Origin of the sequence: Paraperibacillus esterisolvens (assembly GCF_046237625.1) — a bacterium.
GTDB classification, from domain to species: Bacteria; Bacillota; Bacilli; order Bacillales; family DSM-1321; genus Paraperibacillus; species Paraperibacillus esterisolvens.
This window is the reverse complement of sequence record NZ_CP143545.1, coordinates 1,285,935-1,301,154: the sequence shown is the minus strand read 5'-3', so window position 1 is coordinate 1,301,154 and position 15,220 is coordinate 1,285,935. Positions and strand designations below refer to the sequence as shown.

Sequence of the window (15,220 nt, the reverse complement as noted above, 5' to 3'; positions counted from 1 at the left end):
CCCCAGTGTTTACAGATTAAGATTCTGCATACTTTTTCTTTTTGGCGACTCTTTCACGTTCGTTCTTGTCCAGAATTTTCTTCCTAAGACGGATGGATTCCGGAGTAACTTCACAGTACTCATCGTCATTCAAGTATTCCAAAGCCTCTTCAAGTGACATAATGCGCGGCTTTTTCATGGTCGTTGTCTGGTCTTTGTTCGCAGAACGCATATTGGTCATCTGCTTGACTTTAACAACATTCACTGTAATATCACTTTCACGGTTATGTTCCCCGACGATCATTCCTTCATAGATTTCAGTACCCGGCTCAACGAAAATCACACCTCTGTCTTCTACCTGCATGATACCGTATTGAGAGGCTTTTCCGGATTCCATTGAAACCAATACTCCCTGGCGGCGTCCGCCTACCTGGCCCTGAGCCATCGGCTGATAGCTGTCAAAGGTATGGTTCAGGATTCCGTAACCCCTGGTCAGCGTAAGAAACTCTGTAGAATAACCAATCAGTCCGCGTGCCGGCACCATGAAAATCATACGCACTTGGCCGCTGCCGTTGTTGATCATATCGACCATTTCACCTTTACGGGCTCCGATCGATTCCATGATCGCTCCAGTATGCTCTTCCGGCACATCAATCTGAACACGTTCCACAGGCTCACAGCGGACTCCATCGATATCACGAACGATAACCTCCGGTTTGGAAACTTGAAGCTCATATCCTTCTCTTCTCATGTTTTCGATCAGAATAGAAAGATGAAGCTCGCCGCGGCCGGATACGATCCAGACATCCGGTGAATCCGTTTCATCTACGCGAAGGCTGACATCTGTCTGCAGCTGAAGATCCAGTCTTTCCTGAATTTTGCGTGCAGTCAGATACTTTCCTTCACGACCTGCGAACGGGCTGTTATTTACCAGGAAAGTCATCTGAAGGGTCGGCTCATCAATTCGGAGTATTGGCAGTGCTTCCTGGGCATCGAATGGACACACAGTCTCACCGACATTGATATCTTCCATGCCGGAAACAGCAATCAGGTCCCCTGCGTAAGCTTCATCGATTTCAATTCTTTTGAGACCGGTGAAACCAAAGATCTTTGTAACACGGAACTGCTTGACACTGCCATCCAGTTTCATCAGGGCAACCTGCTGTCCAACCTTCATTGTTCCGCGGAATACACGGCCAATCCCAATTCTTCCGACATAGTCATTGTAATCAAGAAGTGCGATCTGGAATTGAAGTGCCTCATCACGATTGTCAACCGGTGCAGGAATATTCTCTACAATCGCTTCAAACAATGGTTCCATATTTTCTTCCTGCTTGGCAGGATCTGGCTCGTTACTGGCTGTTCCGTTAATGCCTGAAGCATAGATCACTGGGAACTCAAGCTGTTCTTCGTCTGCACCCAGCTCGATGAAAAGGTCGATAACTTCGTCGACAACTTCTTCAGGACGGGCTGCATCACGGTCAATCTTATTGACTACAACAATCGGTGTGATTTTTTGTTCAAGGGCTTTTTTGAGGACAAAACGGGTCTGCGGCATACAGCCTTCATATGCATCCACCACAAGGAGAACGCCATCTACCATTTTCATGATACGTTCTACTTCTCCACCGAAGTCAGCATGTCCCGGAGTATCAAGGATATTGATGCGTGTATCTTTATATTGAACGGCAGTATTCTTTGCCAGAATCGTTATTCCTCTTTCTCTCTCGAGGTCGTTTGAGTCCATGGCTCTTTCCTCAACATGCTCATTCACACGGAATGTGCCAGACTGCTTCAAAAGCTGGTCAACCAGTGTTGTTTTACCATGGTCGACGTGAGCTATAATTGCTATATTACGTATATCGCTGCGAAGGTTCAAAAAAATTCCACTCCTAGATTTATTTAAATTTTATCCATTACATTTATATAACCAACATATTATACCACAAAGATACTAGAAACAAAATTTGAAATTGAGTACAATAGGAGTATAGAGGTGATTTCTATGAAAAACAAGGTATTATTTGTAATTCTATCCTTCCTTGCGGCAGCGAGCATTGCTGGAATCGGTATCGCCATCGCCGAGGGAAGCGCCGTTGTATTCATTGCATGTCTGGCTGTACTGGTCATATCCATGGGCACCGGTTTCTCCCAAAAAAAGAAGCTGCGCGAAAGAGGAGAATTATAATCCATAAAAAAATTGCCTGACGGCAATTTTTTTATTTCTCGATAAAGTAATTCTCAATGATTTCTTCATGCAGGCCGGGTTTGGAAGCAAAAACCGATGTTTTCGATAGAAAATCGATCTTGCCGCCAGATACATTCGTAACCTCCCCGCCCACTTCCTCAATTAAGATGATTCCTGCTGCATAATCCCACGGGGAGAGCCTCAATGTTACATAGGCATCATAGCGCCCTGCCGCTACATAGGCGAGCTCCAGTGCAGCAGATCCTGTGGATCTGGTTCCCCTGACATCGGATACCAGGCTGATCAGCCGATCTTTTGGGACAAGCCTGTTAGAGTGGATCCATGAAGCATTGACAGCAAGTATGGTTTCCTTGACGGGAACTGGCTTGAGAGACGGGAGGCTTACCTCATTCATGTAGGCCCCTTCCCCTTTGAAGGCATGATACAGCTCATCATGTACGACATCATATATCAACCCGATTTTCCCGACACCATCCTCGAAGATTCCGATTGATATGGCAAAGTTGCGCTGCTGGTGAACAAAGTTTATCGTACCGTCAATCGGATCGATTATCCAGACGATGCCCTTCAGGTCATTGATCTCAGAACCGATTCCCTCTTCACCGAGTATCCGGTGCCCAGGAAATTTCCCGCTGACTTTCTCATGGAAGTATTCTTCTGTGGCTTTGTCCATATTGGTTACCAGGTCATTGGCATTTGACTTGGTCTCGACGGTCAGTTCCAAATCAAAAGAATCTCTTATCCTCTGGCCGGCTTCCTTAATCCAAACTTTTGCATATGTATCTATCTGCTTCCAATCCATCTATTACGCCTCCGAACTATTGTATGAAGAATGTGTTCCATTTCACTATATTTTCAGCTTATGCCATTGCACATAATCATTCAAGTTTTTACCAATGATATATAAAAGGCGGACTCAGTATTGACAGCACTCTGAGCCCGCCTAAGGAATTTCTTCCATCCGGCTTTTTAATATATCCATTCGATTAGGTTAGACTCCCATTCTGAATTAATGCTAGAAACCTTTTAAGCGGACAAGCTCTTGTCTGATTCTTTCAAGTCTCTTCATGCATTTCGTTTTCTTCTCTTCATTGTGCTCGTTCATTGCTTCATATAAAGTAGCCAGTTCATAGTCCATTTCCATTCTAAGTACGGCTGTTTTATGCTTTTCAACTTCTTTAGCCTTAAGTGCATGATTCACAACTTGTTTCATAGTAGACACCCCTTCATTCAATTTTGTGCTTAGTTATCTAAATTTTCTGTTATTTTTTTATCATATTATGTTTACCCATTTAAAACGGCAACAAAATTGTGCTAAAATCTATTTTTCCAAGCTGTAAGACTCCATGTCTTCTTTTTGCAGGGCGATGTGATAAAATACATGGATATTGTCATCTATAGGAGGAAATTCAGTGAAAATTACAGGTTTTACAGCCTCAGATTTCAACGTATTCAAGATAGCTGGCCTTGAGGACCGGATGTCGGCTCTTCAGGAAAGACTGCGTCCAAAGCTTGAAGCGCTTGGACAGCATTTTGCAGGTGAGCTTGCTGTAATGACAGGTGAAGAAATGCACTATCATGTGGCTAAGCATGCCCGGAGGACAATCAATCCGCCAAATGATACCTGGGTGGCTTTCTCCTCAAATAAAAGAGGTTATAAAATGATGCCGCATTTTCAGATCGGCCTTTGGGAAACGCATGTATTTATCTGGTTCGCCCTCATTTATGAAGCTCCCCATAAAGGTGCGGCTGGCGCGGCCTTTAAACAGAATATAGATCAAATTGTCAGTTCCATCCCGGGACATTTTGTCTGGTCAGGGGACCACACCATCCCGGATGCGGCACCAGGCTCCAAACTTACAAAGGATGGCCTTCTTGCCTTATTCGAGCGTGTTCAAAATGTGAAGAGTGCTGAAATCCTTTGCGGGCTGCACATACCGAGAGAAGAAGCCGTCACTATGTCAGCCGATAAACTTACAACAGTCATCCAGGAAGTGTTTGAGACATTAATACCCCTTTATAAATTATCTTAAACACGCGAAAAAGGCTGGTCCCTCTTCGGTGAGCGTCCAGCCTTTTTTATAGAATGATTACATTTTTATGGCTGCACCAGGTTCCGCTTCCTTCGCTTTTTGTATAGTGCGGTATGAAGAGTAGCCGCTCATCTCTTCAAATTCCCCTGTAAGCTTTTTTTCATCAGCTTTCCCAGGTACAATCTGCTTGAACCTGCGGTATTGATCCATGAGTCTTTCCTTTTGAATTCCCTTTTCATACGCCTGTTCCACAAACTCAAAAAACCTAATCACATCGACCGTTTCCTCGGTGGTCCAGCTATAATCAATTGGATACTGATATTCCATTCCATTCACCTGCTTTATAGTTATAGAACTTATTCTGCCCATTTTCTCCTGATATCGCCAGCTTCTTTCATGATTCCCTCAATCAATGCGGCTGCCGAGGGCACATCCCGGATCATGCCCATAACCTGGCCGGCCCACGCAAATCCATCATTCTGCCCTTCATGAATGAACCGTTTGTTGGCATGCCCGCTGATCATATCCTTCACTTCTTCATATGTTGTGCCTCTCTGTTCCATTTCAATCAGCTTTTGGGTCCATCCGTTAGAAATGGCGCGTGCAGGCGCTCCCAATGTACGCTTAATGACTACGGTCTCATCCTCGGAACCATTTAACAGGGCTTCTTTGTATAGAGGATGGGCATGTATACATTCCCTGGTGGCAATGAACCTTGTCCCCATTTCTATTCCCTCAGCCCCAAGGGAGAGCGCAGCCATCAGGCCCCTCCCGTCCCCAATGCCGCCGGATGCTATCACAGGGATGGAAACGGAATCAACTACCCGGGGAATCAGCACCAGTGTACCGGTATCGCTCTTCCCCAGGTGCCCGCCGCCTTCATGACCAACTGCCATAACAGCATCTGCCCCTAGTTCTTCGGCTTTTTGGGCCTGCCTCCTGGCTGCAACCAGCACCAGTTTTTTCACTTTTGTTCCTTCAAGCAGCTTGAAAAAAGGAGCAGGGTTTCCCCCTGTAACACTCATAACCTCAACTCCCTCCTTCATGGCTGCCTCAACGAAGTGTTCGAATGGCCTTCCGTGCTGGCCTATGGCAAAATTGACGCCAAACGGCCTATTTGTCCTTTCCTTCACTTTCCGGATCTCCATTGTCAGTGCATCCGGGTTTTCAAGCGACATCGCTGTAATCTGCCCCAGTCCACCGGCATTTGAAACCGCCGCAGCCAGTTCAGCATAGGCCAGATAGGCAAGACCGCCCTGTATGATTGGATATTCGATATTGAGCAGCTTAGTGACCCTTGTTTTCCACACAAAAAAAACCCCTTCCACATGTCCTTGCCCATTTTTTCTGCTATCATAGATACAGCTATGCAAACCAGCTTACAAATGCTATAATTCATTTGTTTTGTTAATACTAACAAGGGCTGCTATAGTTAGTAAAATATTTTACATACAAAGAGGTGTCATAGATGAATCAATATGAAACACCCCTTTTTACCGGACTCCTTGAACATGCTAAGAAAAACCCCGTTCAATTTCACATTCCCGGCCACAAAAAGGGACAGGGCATGGATCCTGAATTCAAAGAATTCATTGGAGAAAATGCACTCTCCATTGACTTAATAAATATTGCTCCGCTTGATGATCTGCATTCCCCAAAAGGCATGATACACAAGGCCCATGTTCTGGCCGCAGAAGCCTTTGGTGCAGATCATACTTTTTTCTCTGTACAGGGAACCTCTGGGGCGATCATGACTATGGTCATGAGTGTCTGCGGACCTGGAGATAAAATCATTGTACCAAGAAATGTACACAAGTCCGTTATGTCAGCCATCGTTTTTGCCGGGGCCGTCCCGGTCTTCATCCATCCTGAAGTGGATGTGAACCTGGGGATATCCCATGGGATTACGACAGATTCGGTGGAGAAGGCCCTGCAGCAGCATCCTGATGCAAAAGCTGTACTTGTCATTAATCCGACCTATTTCGGCATATCTGCCGACCTGAAAAAAATAGTTGAAATTGCTCATTCTTATTCTGTTCCTGTACTGGTTGATGAAGCACATGGTGTTCATATCCACTTCCATGAAAGACTGCCGATGTCCGCCATGCAGGCTGGTGCAGATCTTGCCGCAACGAGTGTCCATAAGCTCGGAGGGTCATTGACACAGAGTTCCATTCTGAATGTCAGGGAGGGCCTTGTCTCGGTAAGCCGGGTAAAATCTATCCTGAGCATGCTTACCACCACATCCACTTCCTACATTTTGCTTGCATCACTTGATGCGGCCAGGAAAAGGCTTGCTACAGAGGGAAGGAAACTTATTGAGAAGACAATCACCCTGGCCAATCATATCCGGCAGGAAATAAACAAAATCCCCAAGCTGTATTGTGTCGGGGAAGAAATATTAGGAAGCAAAGCTACCTATGATTATGACCCAACCAAATTAATTATTTCTATCAAGAAGCTTGGACTTAATGGGTATGATGTGGAAAAGTGGCTGAGGGAAAAGCACAACATTGAAGTGGAACTTTCAGATATGTATAACCTCCTCTGTATTGTTACACCCGGTGATACAGAAACAGAAGCAGAACTGCTGATCGATGCCATGAAGGATCTCGCTGAGGAATTTGAACACTATTCAGAAGAACACAAAGAAATTCCCGTAATCCTGCCGGCTATCCCCGGCCTAGCTCTTACACCGAGGGACGCCTTCTATGCAGAAACCGAGGTGGTTCCCTTCGAAGAGTCGGCAGGCAGAATCATTGCGGAGTTCATCATGGTCTATCCGCCAGGAATCCCCATCTTCATCCCTGGTGAAATCATAACCGAAGAGAATCTGTATTACATCACGAAGAACCTGGAAGCAGGCCTTCCCGTTCAGGGTCCTGAAGATTATGACCTGAGACACCTTAGAGTCATCAAGGAACATAAGGCCATTCGCTGAGATAAAATGTTAGCTCTAAAGAGTATCGAGATATTTAATCATAAAGCCAAGTTGACTTACGCTTCAGGCGCGAGACTCCTGCGGGAGCAGCGGGACAGGTGAGACCCCGCAGGCAAAGCCGAGGAGGCTCAGCGCCCGCCCCTAAGATCCGCGAGTGCCTGCAGCGGAAATCAACTTTCTTGTTCAATAGATCCAATATATGCGAAAACAGCCTTTCTAAAAAAAATCAAAATAATAAAAGCCTTGCGGAATGCCGGCAAGGCTTTTTCTATATTAACCCCTAATCTCGTCTCTCTCCATCTTACTGTCCTGGCAGCAGTGGCATTTCGCTGAATACAAAACATTTACCTTATCATCATCATAATGATCAATCGTGCTGTTGCAAGTTTGACAAACAATCGTACCCATAGCCTCAAACCCCTTCTTATTCATGTTTTGTCATTACCCGTGAAAGCGCTTTATATCCTCTGACTTTATAATAATATATCACTTTTAATAAATCAAGCGCTAATTGTATGTAACATTAATAAATATTATCGCTAATATGTTCAACAATAGGACTGTTTTTTTACTTATCACATATAATGGAAGGATGGCTATTGTACAGAGTTACTCACTCGGGTAAAATTAACTAAAAATTCTTATAATAAAATGGAGTTGAAAATTATGACTGAAACCGCCTACATAAAGCTGGTTGAACAATCTAAACAACAGACCATTACTCTTGACGAGTTAAAGAATTGGCTTCGCTATTACCAGGAGATAACCGCCAAAACCGGCCGGCAGGTGGGATGTAATTATAGCAGCATGGCCTTTCCTTACGAAATAGATGATACTCCCTCAGACTCCCGCAGCTGGTTCACTCTCACATCCTCTCATGACCGGTACAATGCCATCATCATGGGCGTTGCTGCTGAAAAAATTACTGGAGATCAACAGAGCGGCAAATTGCAATCCGCCATCCACATCACCCTGCCGCCTGCCTCCACATTTGGCGATAAGGGTAAAGCGAACGAATTCTCCAAATTCCTGGCTAAACAGCTGGAAGGGGAACTGCACTTATTCAACGGCCGGGTTATGTTTTTTTACAAACGCAGATGAGACTTCCAGTCCGGCGGTCTGGCTGCAGAGCATCAGCATGCTTTTGGTAGGAACATTCCAGATTCTCAGCACTATGGGGGCGGCATCCGATGGATTTGTTTTATTTACTGTCTAAAGAGGACAGCCCCCAGGGTGTGGAGCAGCTCCCCTTGGTTTCTGGCAAAAAACCGAGGATATCCCAAAAGTATGGAATATCCTCGGTTTTAAGACGTTTAATAAGATCCGCTTATAGTTTAAAAGGCGAGGTGGCAGCATTTCAGCTCCTCACTCCATCACCTCGATCTCCCGGGGATCCACAATTCCAAAGCCTCTTTTGCGCAGGCCGTCAATAATCCCCGGCAGCGCTTCTTTGGTCCATTGACGGTCATGCATGAGCAGATTCGCTCCATCCCTCAATAATGGAGAGTTTACCATAATGTTAGTCAGGGCTGGGCTGTTTTGATAGCTGGCTTCCCAGTCATATCCATATGTCCAGTTCATAACGATCATTTTTTCATTTGAAGCCACCTGCCTGGAGTGGGATGTGTTGGCACCAAATGGTGCCCTGAAGAATTTCGGACGTTCTCCAATGATTTTTTCAATTTCATCATTCAAGGAGATAATCTGGCGGCTTTGTTCCTCTTCAGAGATTTCCTTTAAGTTCACATGATCGTATGTATGATTTCCAATCGTAAATCCCAAATCGTGGATTTTTTTTAATTTCGCCTTCCCTTCCCCAGTTTTTATAAAATGGCCGTTGACAAAGAAAATGGCATGTACACCTTTTTCCTTTAAAATGGCTGCCATTTCAACAGCGTACTTATCAGGGGCATCATCAATTGTAAGCAGTGCCACCTTTTTAGCTGCATCCTTAAGTGGAATGATAGACCAGTCATTAGGATTTACCCGATACTTGGAGGCGGCCTGGACTGCAGTTTCTTTCGGCTTACCATCTGAATCTTCTTCGTCCTGTCTTTCAGACATACCTTCTGATTCTTGTGCAGGCGGTTTTTCCTCTTTACCGGAAGGCGCTTCTCCGCCCTTTTCGCCAGATGCTTTCTTAACATTTTCTCCAGCAGCAGGCTCCGCTTTCTGTTTTTGTCCGCATCCTGACGCTGTAAAGAGCAGCAGGATGCAAAGCAGTAATTTTTTTGCCATATGTATACTCCTTTAGTTCCTTTGTGACATTATAATCGGAAGTTCTCACCGACTTACTTGCACGCATCACTCTCCACAAATTCTTCCCTGCACATAGTCAAAGCGGCACAATGCTGTGCAGACATAGATTTGCCAGCAGATAAAAGGAAAGGCTTGTACATGTGATCAAAAATGTACGTCTGTTCGACTTTAATATTGTTTTCCCTATTATAAGAGATAAATAACAAAAAATGATAAACATCGTTACTTTGTATAATATCCGATCATGGTCTGACAGCCATACAGCCAGCGTATAGCCGCTCCATACCATCGTCTGAAATAAAAATACGATATAACTCTTCATTCTTATCCAGCCCCGCTTCAATAGATCTTTAATTTCTGCCTTTATTCATCCTATTAAGGCTTGGGCTATTTCATGAAAAAGTTCACACAAAAAAACCCCTGCTTTTAAAAGCAGGGGCAGGAACTGCCAGAATTATTTCATCACGTGGATTGGAAGTCCAAGCGCAACTTCAGCTGTTTCCATTGTGATTTCACCAAGTGTCGGGTGAGCATGGATTGTCATGGCGATATCTTCTGCAGTCATTCCTGCTTCGATAGCCAGTCCAAGTTCAGAGATCATATCTGAAGCGCCTGCACCGGCAACCTGAGCCCCGATTACTACGCCATCTTCTTTTGTAGTGATCAGCTTCATGAAACCGTCTGTGCTGTTCAGAGAAAGTGCACGTCCATTAGCAGCGAATGGGAACTTCGCAGCAGTGATGGCAATTCCTTCTTCCTTAGCCTGCTTTTCTGTATAACCTACAGAAGCAAGTTCCGGCTCTGAGAAAACAACAGCAGGAATCGCAAGGTAATCAATTTCAGCCGGATGTCCAGCAATTGCTTCAGCAGCAATCTTGCCTTCATAAGAAGCTTTGTGGGCAAGCGGCGGTCCTTCAACGATATCACCGATTGCGAAAATATTTTTTACGCTGGTACGGCATTGGCTGTCGATCTCAATCAAGCCTCTCTCCGTCTTCTTCACGCCGATTTGCTCTAAGCCAAGCTCCTCAGTGTTAGGACGGCGTCCGACAGTTACAAGCACATAGTCTGCCTCAACTGTATGGGTTTCACCTTTGGCTTCATATGTTACCACTACGCCGTTTTCGCTTTCTTCTACGCCTTTAGCCATAGCTTTAGTTACGATTTCAACGCCTTTTTTCTTCAGGTTTTTGGCAACAAGTGAAGACATTTGTTTTTCAAAGCCTGCAAGGATGTCGTCAAGACCTTCAAGGATGGTAACCTTTGTGCCGAAGTTTGCATATGCTCCGCCAAGCTCAGTTCCGATATAGCCTCCGCCGATTACGACTAGGGACTTAGGAACTTCTTTAAGCGCAAGTGCTCCGGTAGAATTGATTACCCGCTCTGAATATTTGAATGCCGGCAGTTCAATCGGAGTTGAACCTGTAGCAATGATAGCATTCTTGAAAGTATAAGTCTGAGCTGAATTCTCATCCATTACACGGATGCTGTTTTCATCTGCAAAATAAGCTTCACCGCGGACGATGTTTACTTTATTGCCTTTCAGAAGGCCTTCAACACCGCCAGTCAGTTTGTTTACTACACTTGATTTCCAAGCCTGCACCTTAGAGAAGTCGACTTTTACGCCTTCAGCGCTGATCCCGATGTCTTCTGAATGAAGTGCATGGTCATAACGGTGTCCTGCAGTGATTAAAGCTTTTGATGGGATACAGCCGACATTCAGACAGACGCCGCCCATGTTCGCTTTTTCTACGATTGTAACTTTCTGCCCAAGCTGAGCCGCGCGGATTGCGGCGACATAGCCTCCAGGGCCTGCACCGATGATAAGAGTATCTGTTTCAATTGGGAAATCTCCAACTACCATTTATTACCCCTCCATTAACAATAGTTCTGGATCGTTTAATAGACGCTTGATGTGATTCAGTGCGTTCTGTGCAGTTGCACCATCAATCATGCGGTGGTCAAAGCTGAGTGACAGCGCCAATACTGGAGCAGCTACGATTTCGCCGCCAATTACCACTGGTTTTTCGGCGATGCGGCCGATTCCAAGGATTGCAACCTCTGGATGGTTGATGACTGGAGTGAACCATTGTCCGCCAGCTGAACCGATGTTGCTGATTGTGCAGGAAGCACCTTTCATTTCGGCTGGAGCCAGCTTGCCTTCACGTGCTTTTCCGGCCAATTCATTGATTTCATTTGATACTGTGAATACAGACTTGCGGTCCGCATTTTTCACAACAGGCACCAGCAGGCCTTTTTCTGTATCGGCAGCAATCCCGATGTTGTAATAGTGCTTGTGCACGATTTCGCTTGTTGCATCATCGATTGATGTGTTTAGAGCAGGGAACTCGCGCAGCGCGCTTGTCAAAGCTTTTACCACATATGGAAGGAATGTAAGCTTAATTCCTTTGGCAGCTGCCACTTCCTTGAATTTTTTACGGTGGGCAACAAGCTTGGTAACATCCACTTCATCCATAAGTGTAACATGCGGCGCAGTGTGCTTGGAATTAACCATAGCTTTAGCGATCGCTTTACGGATACCGCTCATTTTTTCGCGGGTTTCAGGGAAGTCGCCTTCTGGAATAGCAAGTGGTGCTGCTGCTTTTTCTTCCTTAGCTGCAGGAGCTGCCGCCGCTTCTGCCTGTGGAGCTGCCTGCTGCTGTTCGCCAGTTCCAAATGCATCGATGTCACTCTTCAGGATGCGGCCGTTGTCTCCTGAGCCGGCAACCTGACGGATATCAATTCCTTTTTCACGTGCGTATTTACGGACAGAAGGCATAGCAATGATACGGCGGTTAGGGTCCACATCGGTTTGTGCTTGTGTACCAGCTGCTGCTGCAGGTGCTGCAGTTTCTTCTTTCTGGACATCCTGGCCTACTTCGCCTGTAGACTGAACCTGTTCTTCAGTCGCCTTGGCTCCCTCGTCACCATGATCGTCACCTTTGAATTGAAGATCCTCATATCCCGGTGCATCAAAAGTTATCAAGACGTCGCCGACTACAGCAACAGTTCCTTCTTCAACCTTGATTTCTTCAACAGTCCCTTCGACTGGAGAAGGAATCTCCACAACTGCTTTATCGTTTTGCACTTCACATAGTACATCGTCTTCCTGTACTTTATCTCCAGGTTTTACAAACCATTTCACGATTTCGCCTTCGCGGATACCTTCACCGATGTCCGGAAGCTTAAATTGAAATGCCATGGATTTAACCTCCTAATATTATCGTAAATTCTTTTTTATTGAAAATAAAAAGTAAATATTCTCAATAATTTTTCTTTTTGACATAATCCATGCAAAAGCTCTCTTTCAAAATCCAGAGAGCTTTTAGCACGAAATCAACTGAAATTAAAAGTTAAGGACTTTTTTAGCCGTTTCAATTACATCCTTGTAGTTTGGAAGCCATACAGATTCAGCCTGTGAGAACGCATAGATTGTGTCTGCAGCTGCCACACGCAGAACTGGAGCTTCAAGGCTCAATACTGCACGTTCCATAATTTCGCCGATGACCTGCCCTGCAATACCAGCCTGGCGCTGTGCTTCCTGTACAACAATCGCACGGCCAGTTTTTTCTACAGATGCAATGAAGGTATCGACATCCAGCGGCATGATTGTACGAAGGTCGATGACCTCGACTGAGTGGCCTTCCTTTTCAAGCTCTTCAGCAGCTTTTAAAGATTCGTGAACCATAGCTCCGTAAGTAATGATGGTCAGATCAGAACCTTCACGTTTAACATCCGCTTTTCCAAGGGGAATCGTATATTCTTCTTCAGGCACTTCCTCACGGAAAGCGCGGTAGAGTTTCAAGTGCTCAAGGAAGATGACTGGATCATTATCACGGATTGAAGATATAAGAAGTCCCTTTGCATCATAAGGAGTGGATGGGACGACCACTTTCAATCCCGGTGTCTGTGTCATGAGGCCTTCCAGGCTGTCCGAGTGAAGTTCAGGTGTATGCACGCCGCCGCCGAATGGTGAACGGACTGTGATAGGCATATTGTAACGGCCTCCCGAACGGTATCTCATGCGGGACATCTGACCAGCGATTGAATCCATTACTTCGAATACGAAACCGAAGAACTGGATTTCCGGAACTGGACGGAACCCTTGAAGAGAAAGACCGATCGCCAATCCGCCGATTCCTGATTCAGCAAGGGGTGTATCGAACACTTTATCTTCTCCAAATTCTTTCTGGAGGCCGTCAGTCACACGGAATACACCGCCGTTAACGCCGACATCTTCGCCAAACAATAGCACATTCGGGTCGTTTTTAAGTTCGTTTCGCAATGCATCATTGATTGCTTGAACCATTGTCATTTGAGCCATAACTTACTTCGACTCCTTTTCTTTGTAGATTTCGTACTGTTCCTTCAGGTTGGAAGGCATTTCTTCGTACATGATTTCCATCAGGTCAGTTACCTTTTGTTTAGGCTCTGCATCTGCTTCCTTGATGGCATTTTTAATGTCTTCCTTCGCCGTTTCAATTACTTCGTTTTCCATTTCTTCCGTCCATAGGTTCCTGCCTTCGAGGAATTTACGGAAACGCACCAATGGGTCTTTCTTTTCCCATTCATTGTCGAGGTCAGAAGTACGGTAACGGGTTGGGTCATCACCTGCCATGGTATGAGGGCCGTATCTGTATGTCAGAGTTTCAATAAGTGTCGGTCCTTCGCCGTTCACCGCACGTTCGCGTGCTTCACGGGTTGCAGCGTAAACTGCCAGCGGGTCCATACCGTCAACCTGAATTCCAGGGATACCGGCAGCAACTGCTTTTTGAGCGATGGTCCTGGCGGCTGACTGCTTCTCAACAGGAGTCGAAATGGCAAAACGGTTATTTTGAACAACAAAGATAGCCGGTGCCTTGTATGCACCTGCAAAGTTGATTCCCTCGTAAAAGTCACCCTGTGAAGCTCCGCCGTCACCTGTATATGTAATGGCAACAGCTTTTGCGCCCCTCTTCTTGATGCCCAGTGCTACACCGGCAGCTTGTACGTACTGTGCACCGATGATGATCTGTGGTGAAATCACGTTTACGCCTTCTGGAATTTTATTTCCTTTAAAGTGTCCGCGTGAGAACAAGAAAGCCTGTGAAAGCGGAAGTCCATGCCAGATAAGCTGAGGAACATCACGGTATCCCGGCAGAATGAAATCTTCTTTTTCAAGAGCAAATTGTGAAGCTAGCTGTGATGCTTCCTGCCCTGCAGTCGGAGCATAGAATCCAAGACGCCCCTGGCGGTTTAGAGAAATTGAACGCTGATCAAGTATACGGGTGTATACCATGCGCTTCATAAGTTCCTGAAGCTGGTCGTCCGTCAAGTCGGGCATAGCCGCTTCGTTTACAACTTCTCCTTCTTCATTAAGAATTTGAAGAGTCTGGAATTGATCTTCTACAGCCTGAAGCTGTTCTTTAACATCAAATTGGTTTTTTTGAGCTTTACCAGCCATCTGCGTCACCTGTCCTTTCAGATAAAAAGGTTTATTATATAAAGCATTTCTACTGGAACAATATATAGACAAAGCATGGATTACCCATTGCCTTCCCGGTGGCCATTTTCACTATTTCCTCTATACCCCGGACCGAAACATGACCGCCCGATAATAGAAAGCCGAAAATACCCTGTATCTATCATTTTTGATTAACCAATGGTACAATGCTTTATTTTCCTTTAACAGTTTACAACATCTTATAGAATCTAGTCAAACACTAGGTTTGTGATAAGACAACATGGTAATTTACCCCTATTTGTTACCGCTTAAACAGTATAACATATAACCTGTTGTATATCTTCTAACTTGCCTGT

The 15,220-nt window shown here is 45.2% G+C and carries 15 protein-coding genes; 4 read left to right on the top strand and 11 right to left on the bottom strand.

What is annotated here, in order from left to right; genetic code table 11:
- Positions 1-16: 16 nt before the first annotated feature.
- Positions 17-1,858, bottom strand: a complete 1,842-nt coding sequence (typA, locus tag V1501_RS06625; RefSeq protein WP_409292038.1) for a translational GTPase TypA — start codon at positions 1,856-1,858, stop codon at positions 17-19.
- Between the two features lie 126 nt (positions 1,859-1,984).
- Here typA and V1501_RS06620 point away from each other — a divergent pair, with 126 nt between their 5' ends.
- Positions 1,985-2,167: a YlaF family protein gene (locus V1501_RS06620; protein ID WP_409292037.1), complete on the top strand. Its 183-nt coding sequence runs from the start codon at positions 1,985-1,987 to the stop codon at positions 2,165-2,167.
- Positions 2,168-2,198: 31 nt separating this feature from the next.
- Here V1501_RS06620 and V1501_RS06615 read toward each other — a convergent pair whose 3' ends face one another.
- The gene (locus V1501_RS06615; RefSeq protein WP_409292035.1) at positions 2,199-2,990 is read right to left on the bottom strand and encodes an inositol monophosphatase family protein; all 792 of its coding nucleotides are present in this window, start codon (positions 2,988-2,990) and stop codon (positions 2,199-2,201) included.
- 213 nt (positions 2,991-3,203) lie between these two features.
- Positions 3,204-3,401: a hypothetical protein gene (locus V1501_RS06610; protein ID WP_409292033.1), complete on the bottom strand. Its 198-nt coding sequence runs from the start codon at positions 3,399-3,401 to the stop codon at positions 3,204-3,206.
- A 199-nt stretch (positions 3,402-3,600) separates the two neighbouring features.
- Here V1501_RS06610 and V1501_RS06605 point away from each other — a divergent pair, with 199 nt between their 5' ends.
- The gene (locus V1501_RS06605; RefSeq protein WP_409292032.1) at positions 3,601-4,221 is read left to right on the top strand and encodes a YktB family protein; all 621 of its coding nucleotides are present in this window, start codon (positions 3,601-3,603) and stop codon (positions 4,219-4,221) included.
- A gap of 57 nt (positions 4,222-4,278) precedes the next feature.
- On the opposite strand, the gene V1501_RS06600 is transcribed toward V1501_RS06605, so the two are convergent.
- A complete protein-coding gene (locus V1501_RS06600; RefSeq protein WP_409292031.1) occupies positions 4,279-4,548 on the bottom strand; it encodes a UPF0223 family protein in 270 nt (89 codons plus the stop codon).
- A 29-nt stretch (positions 4,549-4,577) separates the two neighbouring features.
- Positions 4,578-5,531, bottom strand: coding sequence for an NAD(P)H-dependent flavin oxidoreductase (locus V1501_RS06595; protein ID WP_409292030.1), 954 nt, complete (start codon positions 5,529-5,531; stop codon positions 4,578-4,580).
- A 158-nt stretch (positions 5,532-5,689) separates the two neighbouring features.
- On the opposite strand from V1501_RS06595, the gene V1501_RS06590 reads away from it, so the two are divergent.
- Positions 5,690-7,162: an aminotransferase class I/II-fold pyridoxal phosphate-dependent enzyme gene (locus V1501_RS06590; RefSeq protein ID WP_409292029.1), complete on the top strand. Its 1,473-nt coding sequence runs from the start codon at positions 5,690-5,692 to the stop codon at positions 7,160-7,162.
- A 273-nt stretch (positions 7,163-7,435) separates the two neighbouring features.
- Here the strand turns inward: V1501_RS06590 and V1501_RS06585 are convergent, their stop codons facing one another.
- Entirely contained in the window at positions 7,436-7,570 is a 135-nt protein-coding gene (locus V1501_RS06585) for a GapA-binding peptide SR1P (RefSeq protein WP_409292028.1), read from the bottom strand.
- A gap of 258 nt (positions 7,571-7,828) precedes the next feature.
- On the opposite strand from V1501_RS06585, the gene V1501_RS06580 reads away from it, so the two are divergent.
- Positions 7,829-8,263 (top strand): DUF1885 family protein, encoded by a 435-nt coding sequence (locus V1501_RS06580; protein WP_409292027.1) that lies wholly within the window; start codon positions 7,829-7,831, stop codon positions 8,261-8,263.
- A gap of 264 nt (positions 8,264-8,527) precedes the next feature.
- Here the strand turns inward: V1501_RS06580 and V1501_RS06575 are convergent, their stop codons facing one another.
- The 5 genes from V1501_RS06575 to pdhA all read right to left on the bottom strand — a co-directional run bounded on the left by V1501_RS06575 (position 8,528) and on the right by pdhA (position 14,864).
- Entirely contained in the window at positions 8,528-9,400 is an 873-nt protein-coding gene (locus tag V1501_RS06575) for a polysaccharide deacetylase family protein (protein ID WP_409292026.1), read from the bottom strand.
- 475 nt (positions 9,401-9,875) lie between these two features.
- Positions 9,876-11,285 (bottom strand): dihydrolipoyl dehydrogenase, encoded by a 1,410-nt coding sequence (gene lpdA, locus V1501_RS06570; protein WP_409292025.1) that lies wholly within the window; start codon positions 11,283-11,285, stop codon positions 9,876-9,878.
- A 3-nt stretch (positions 11,286-11,288) separates the two neighbouring features.
- Positions 11,289-12,623 carry a dihydrolipoamide acetyltransferase family protein gene (locus V1501_RS06565; RefSeq protein WP_409292024.1) on the bottom strand — a complete coding sequence of 445 codons (1,335 nt, stop codon included), beginning with the start codon at positions 12,621-12,623 and terminating at the stop codon, positions 11,289-11,291.
- Positions 12,624-12,767: 144 nt separating this feature from the next.
- Positions 12,768-13,745 carry an alpha-ketoacid dehydrogenase subunit beta gene (locus V1501_RS06560; protein WP_409292023.1) on the bottom strand — a complete coding sequence of 326 codons (978 nt, stop codon included), beginning with the start codon at positions 13,743-13,745 and terminating at the stop codon, positions 12,768-12,770.
- A gap of 3 nt (positions 13,746-13,748) precedes the next feature.
- Complete coding sequence (pdhA, locus tag V1501_RS06555; protein ID WP_409292022.1) at positions 13,749-14,864, bottom strand: pyruvate dehydrogenase (acetyl-transferring) E1 component subunit alpha; 1,116 nt, start codon at positions 14,862-14,864, stop codon at positions 13,749-13,751.
- Between the last annotated feature and the right edge of the window lie 356 nt (positions 14,865-15,220).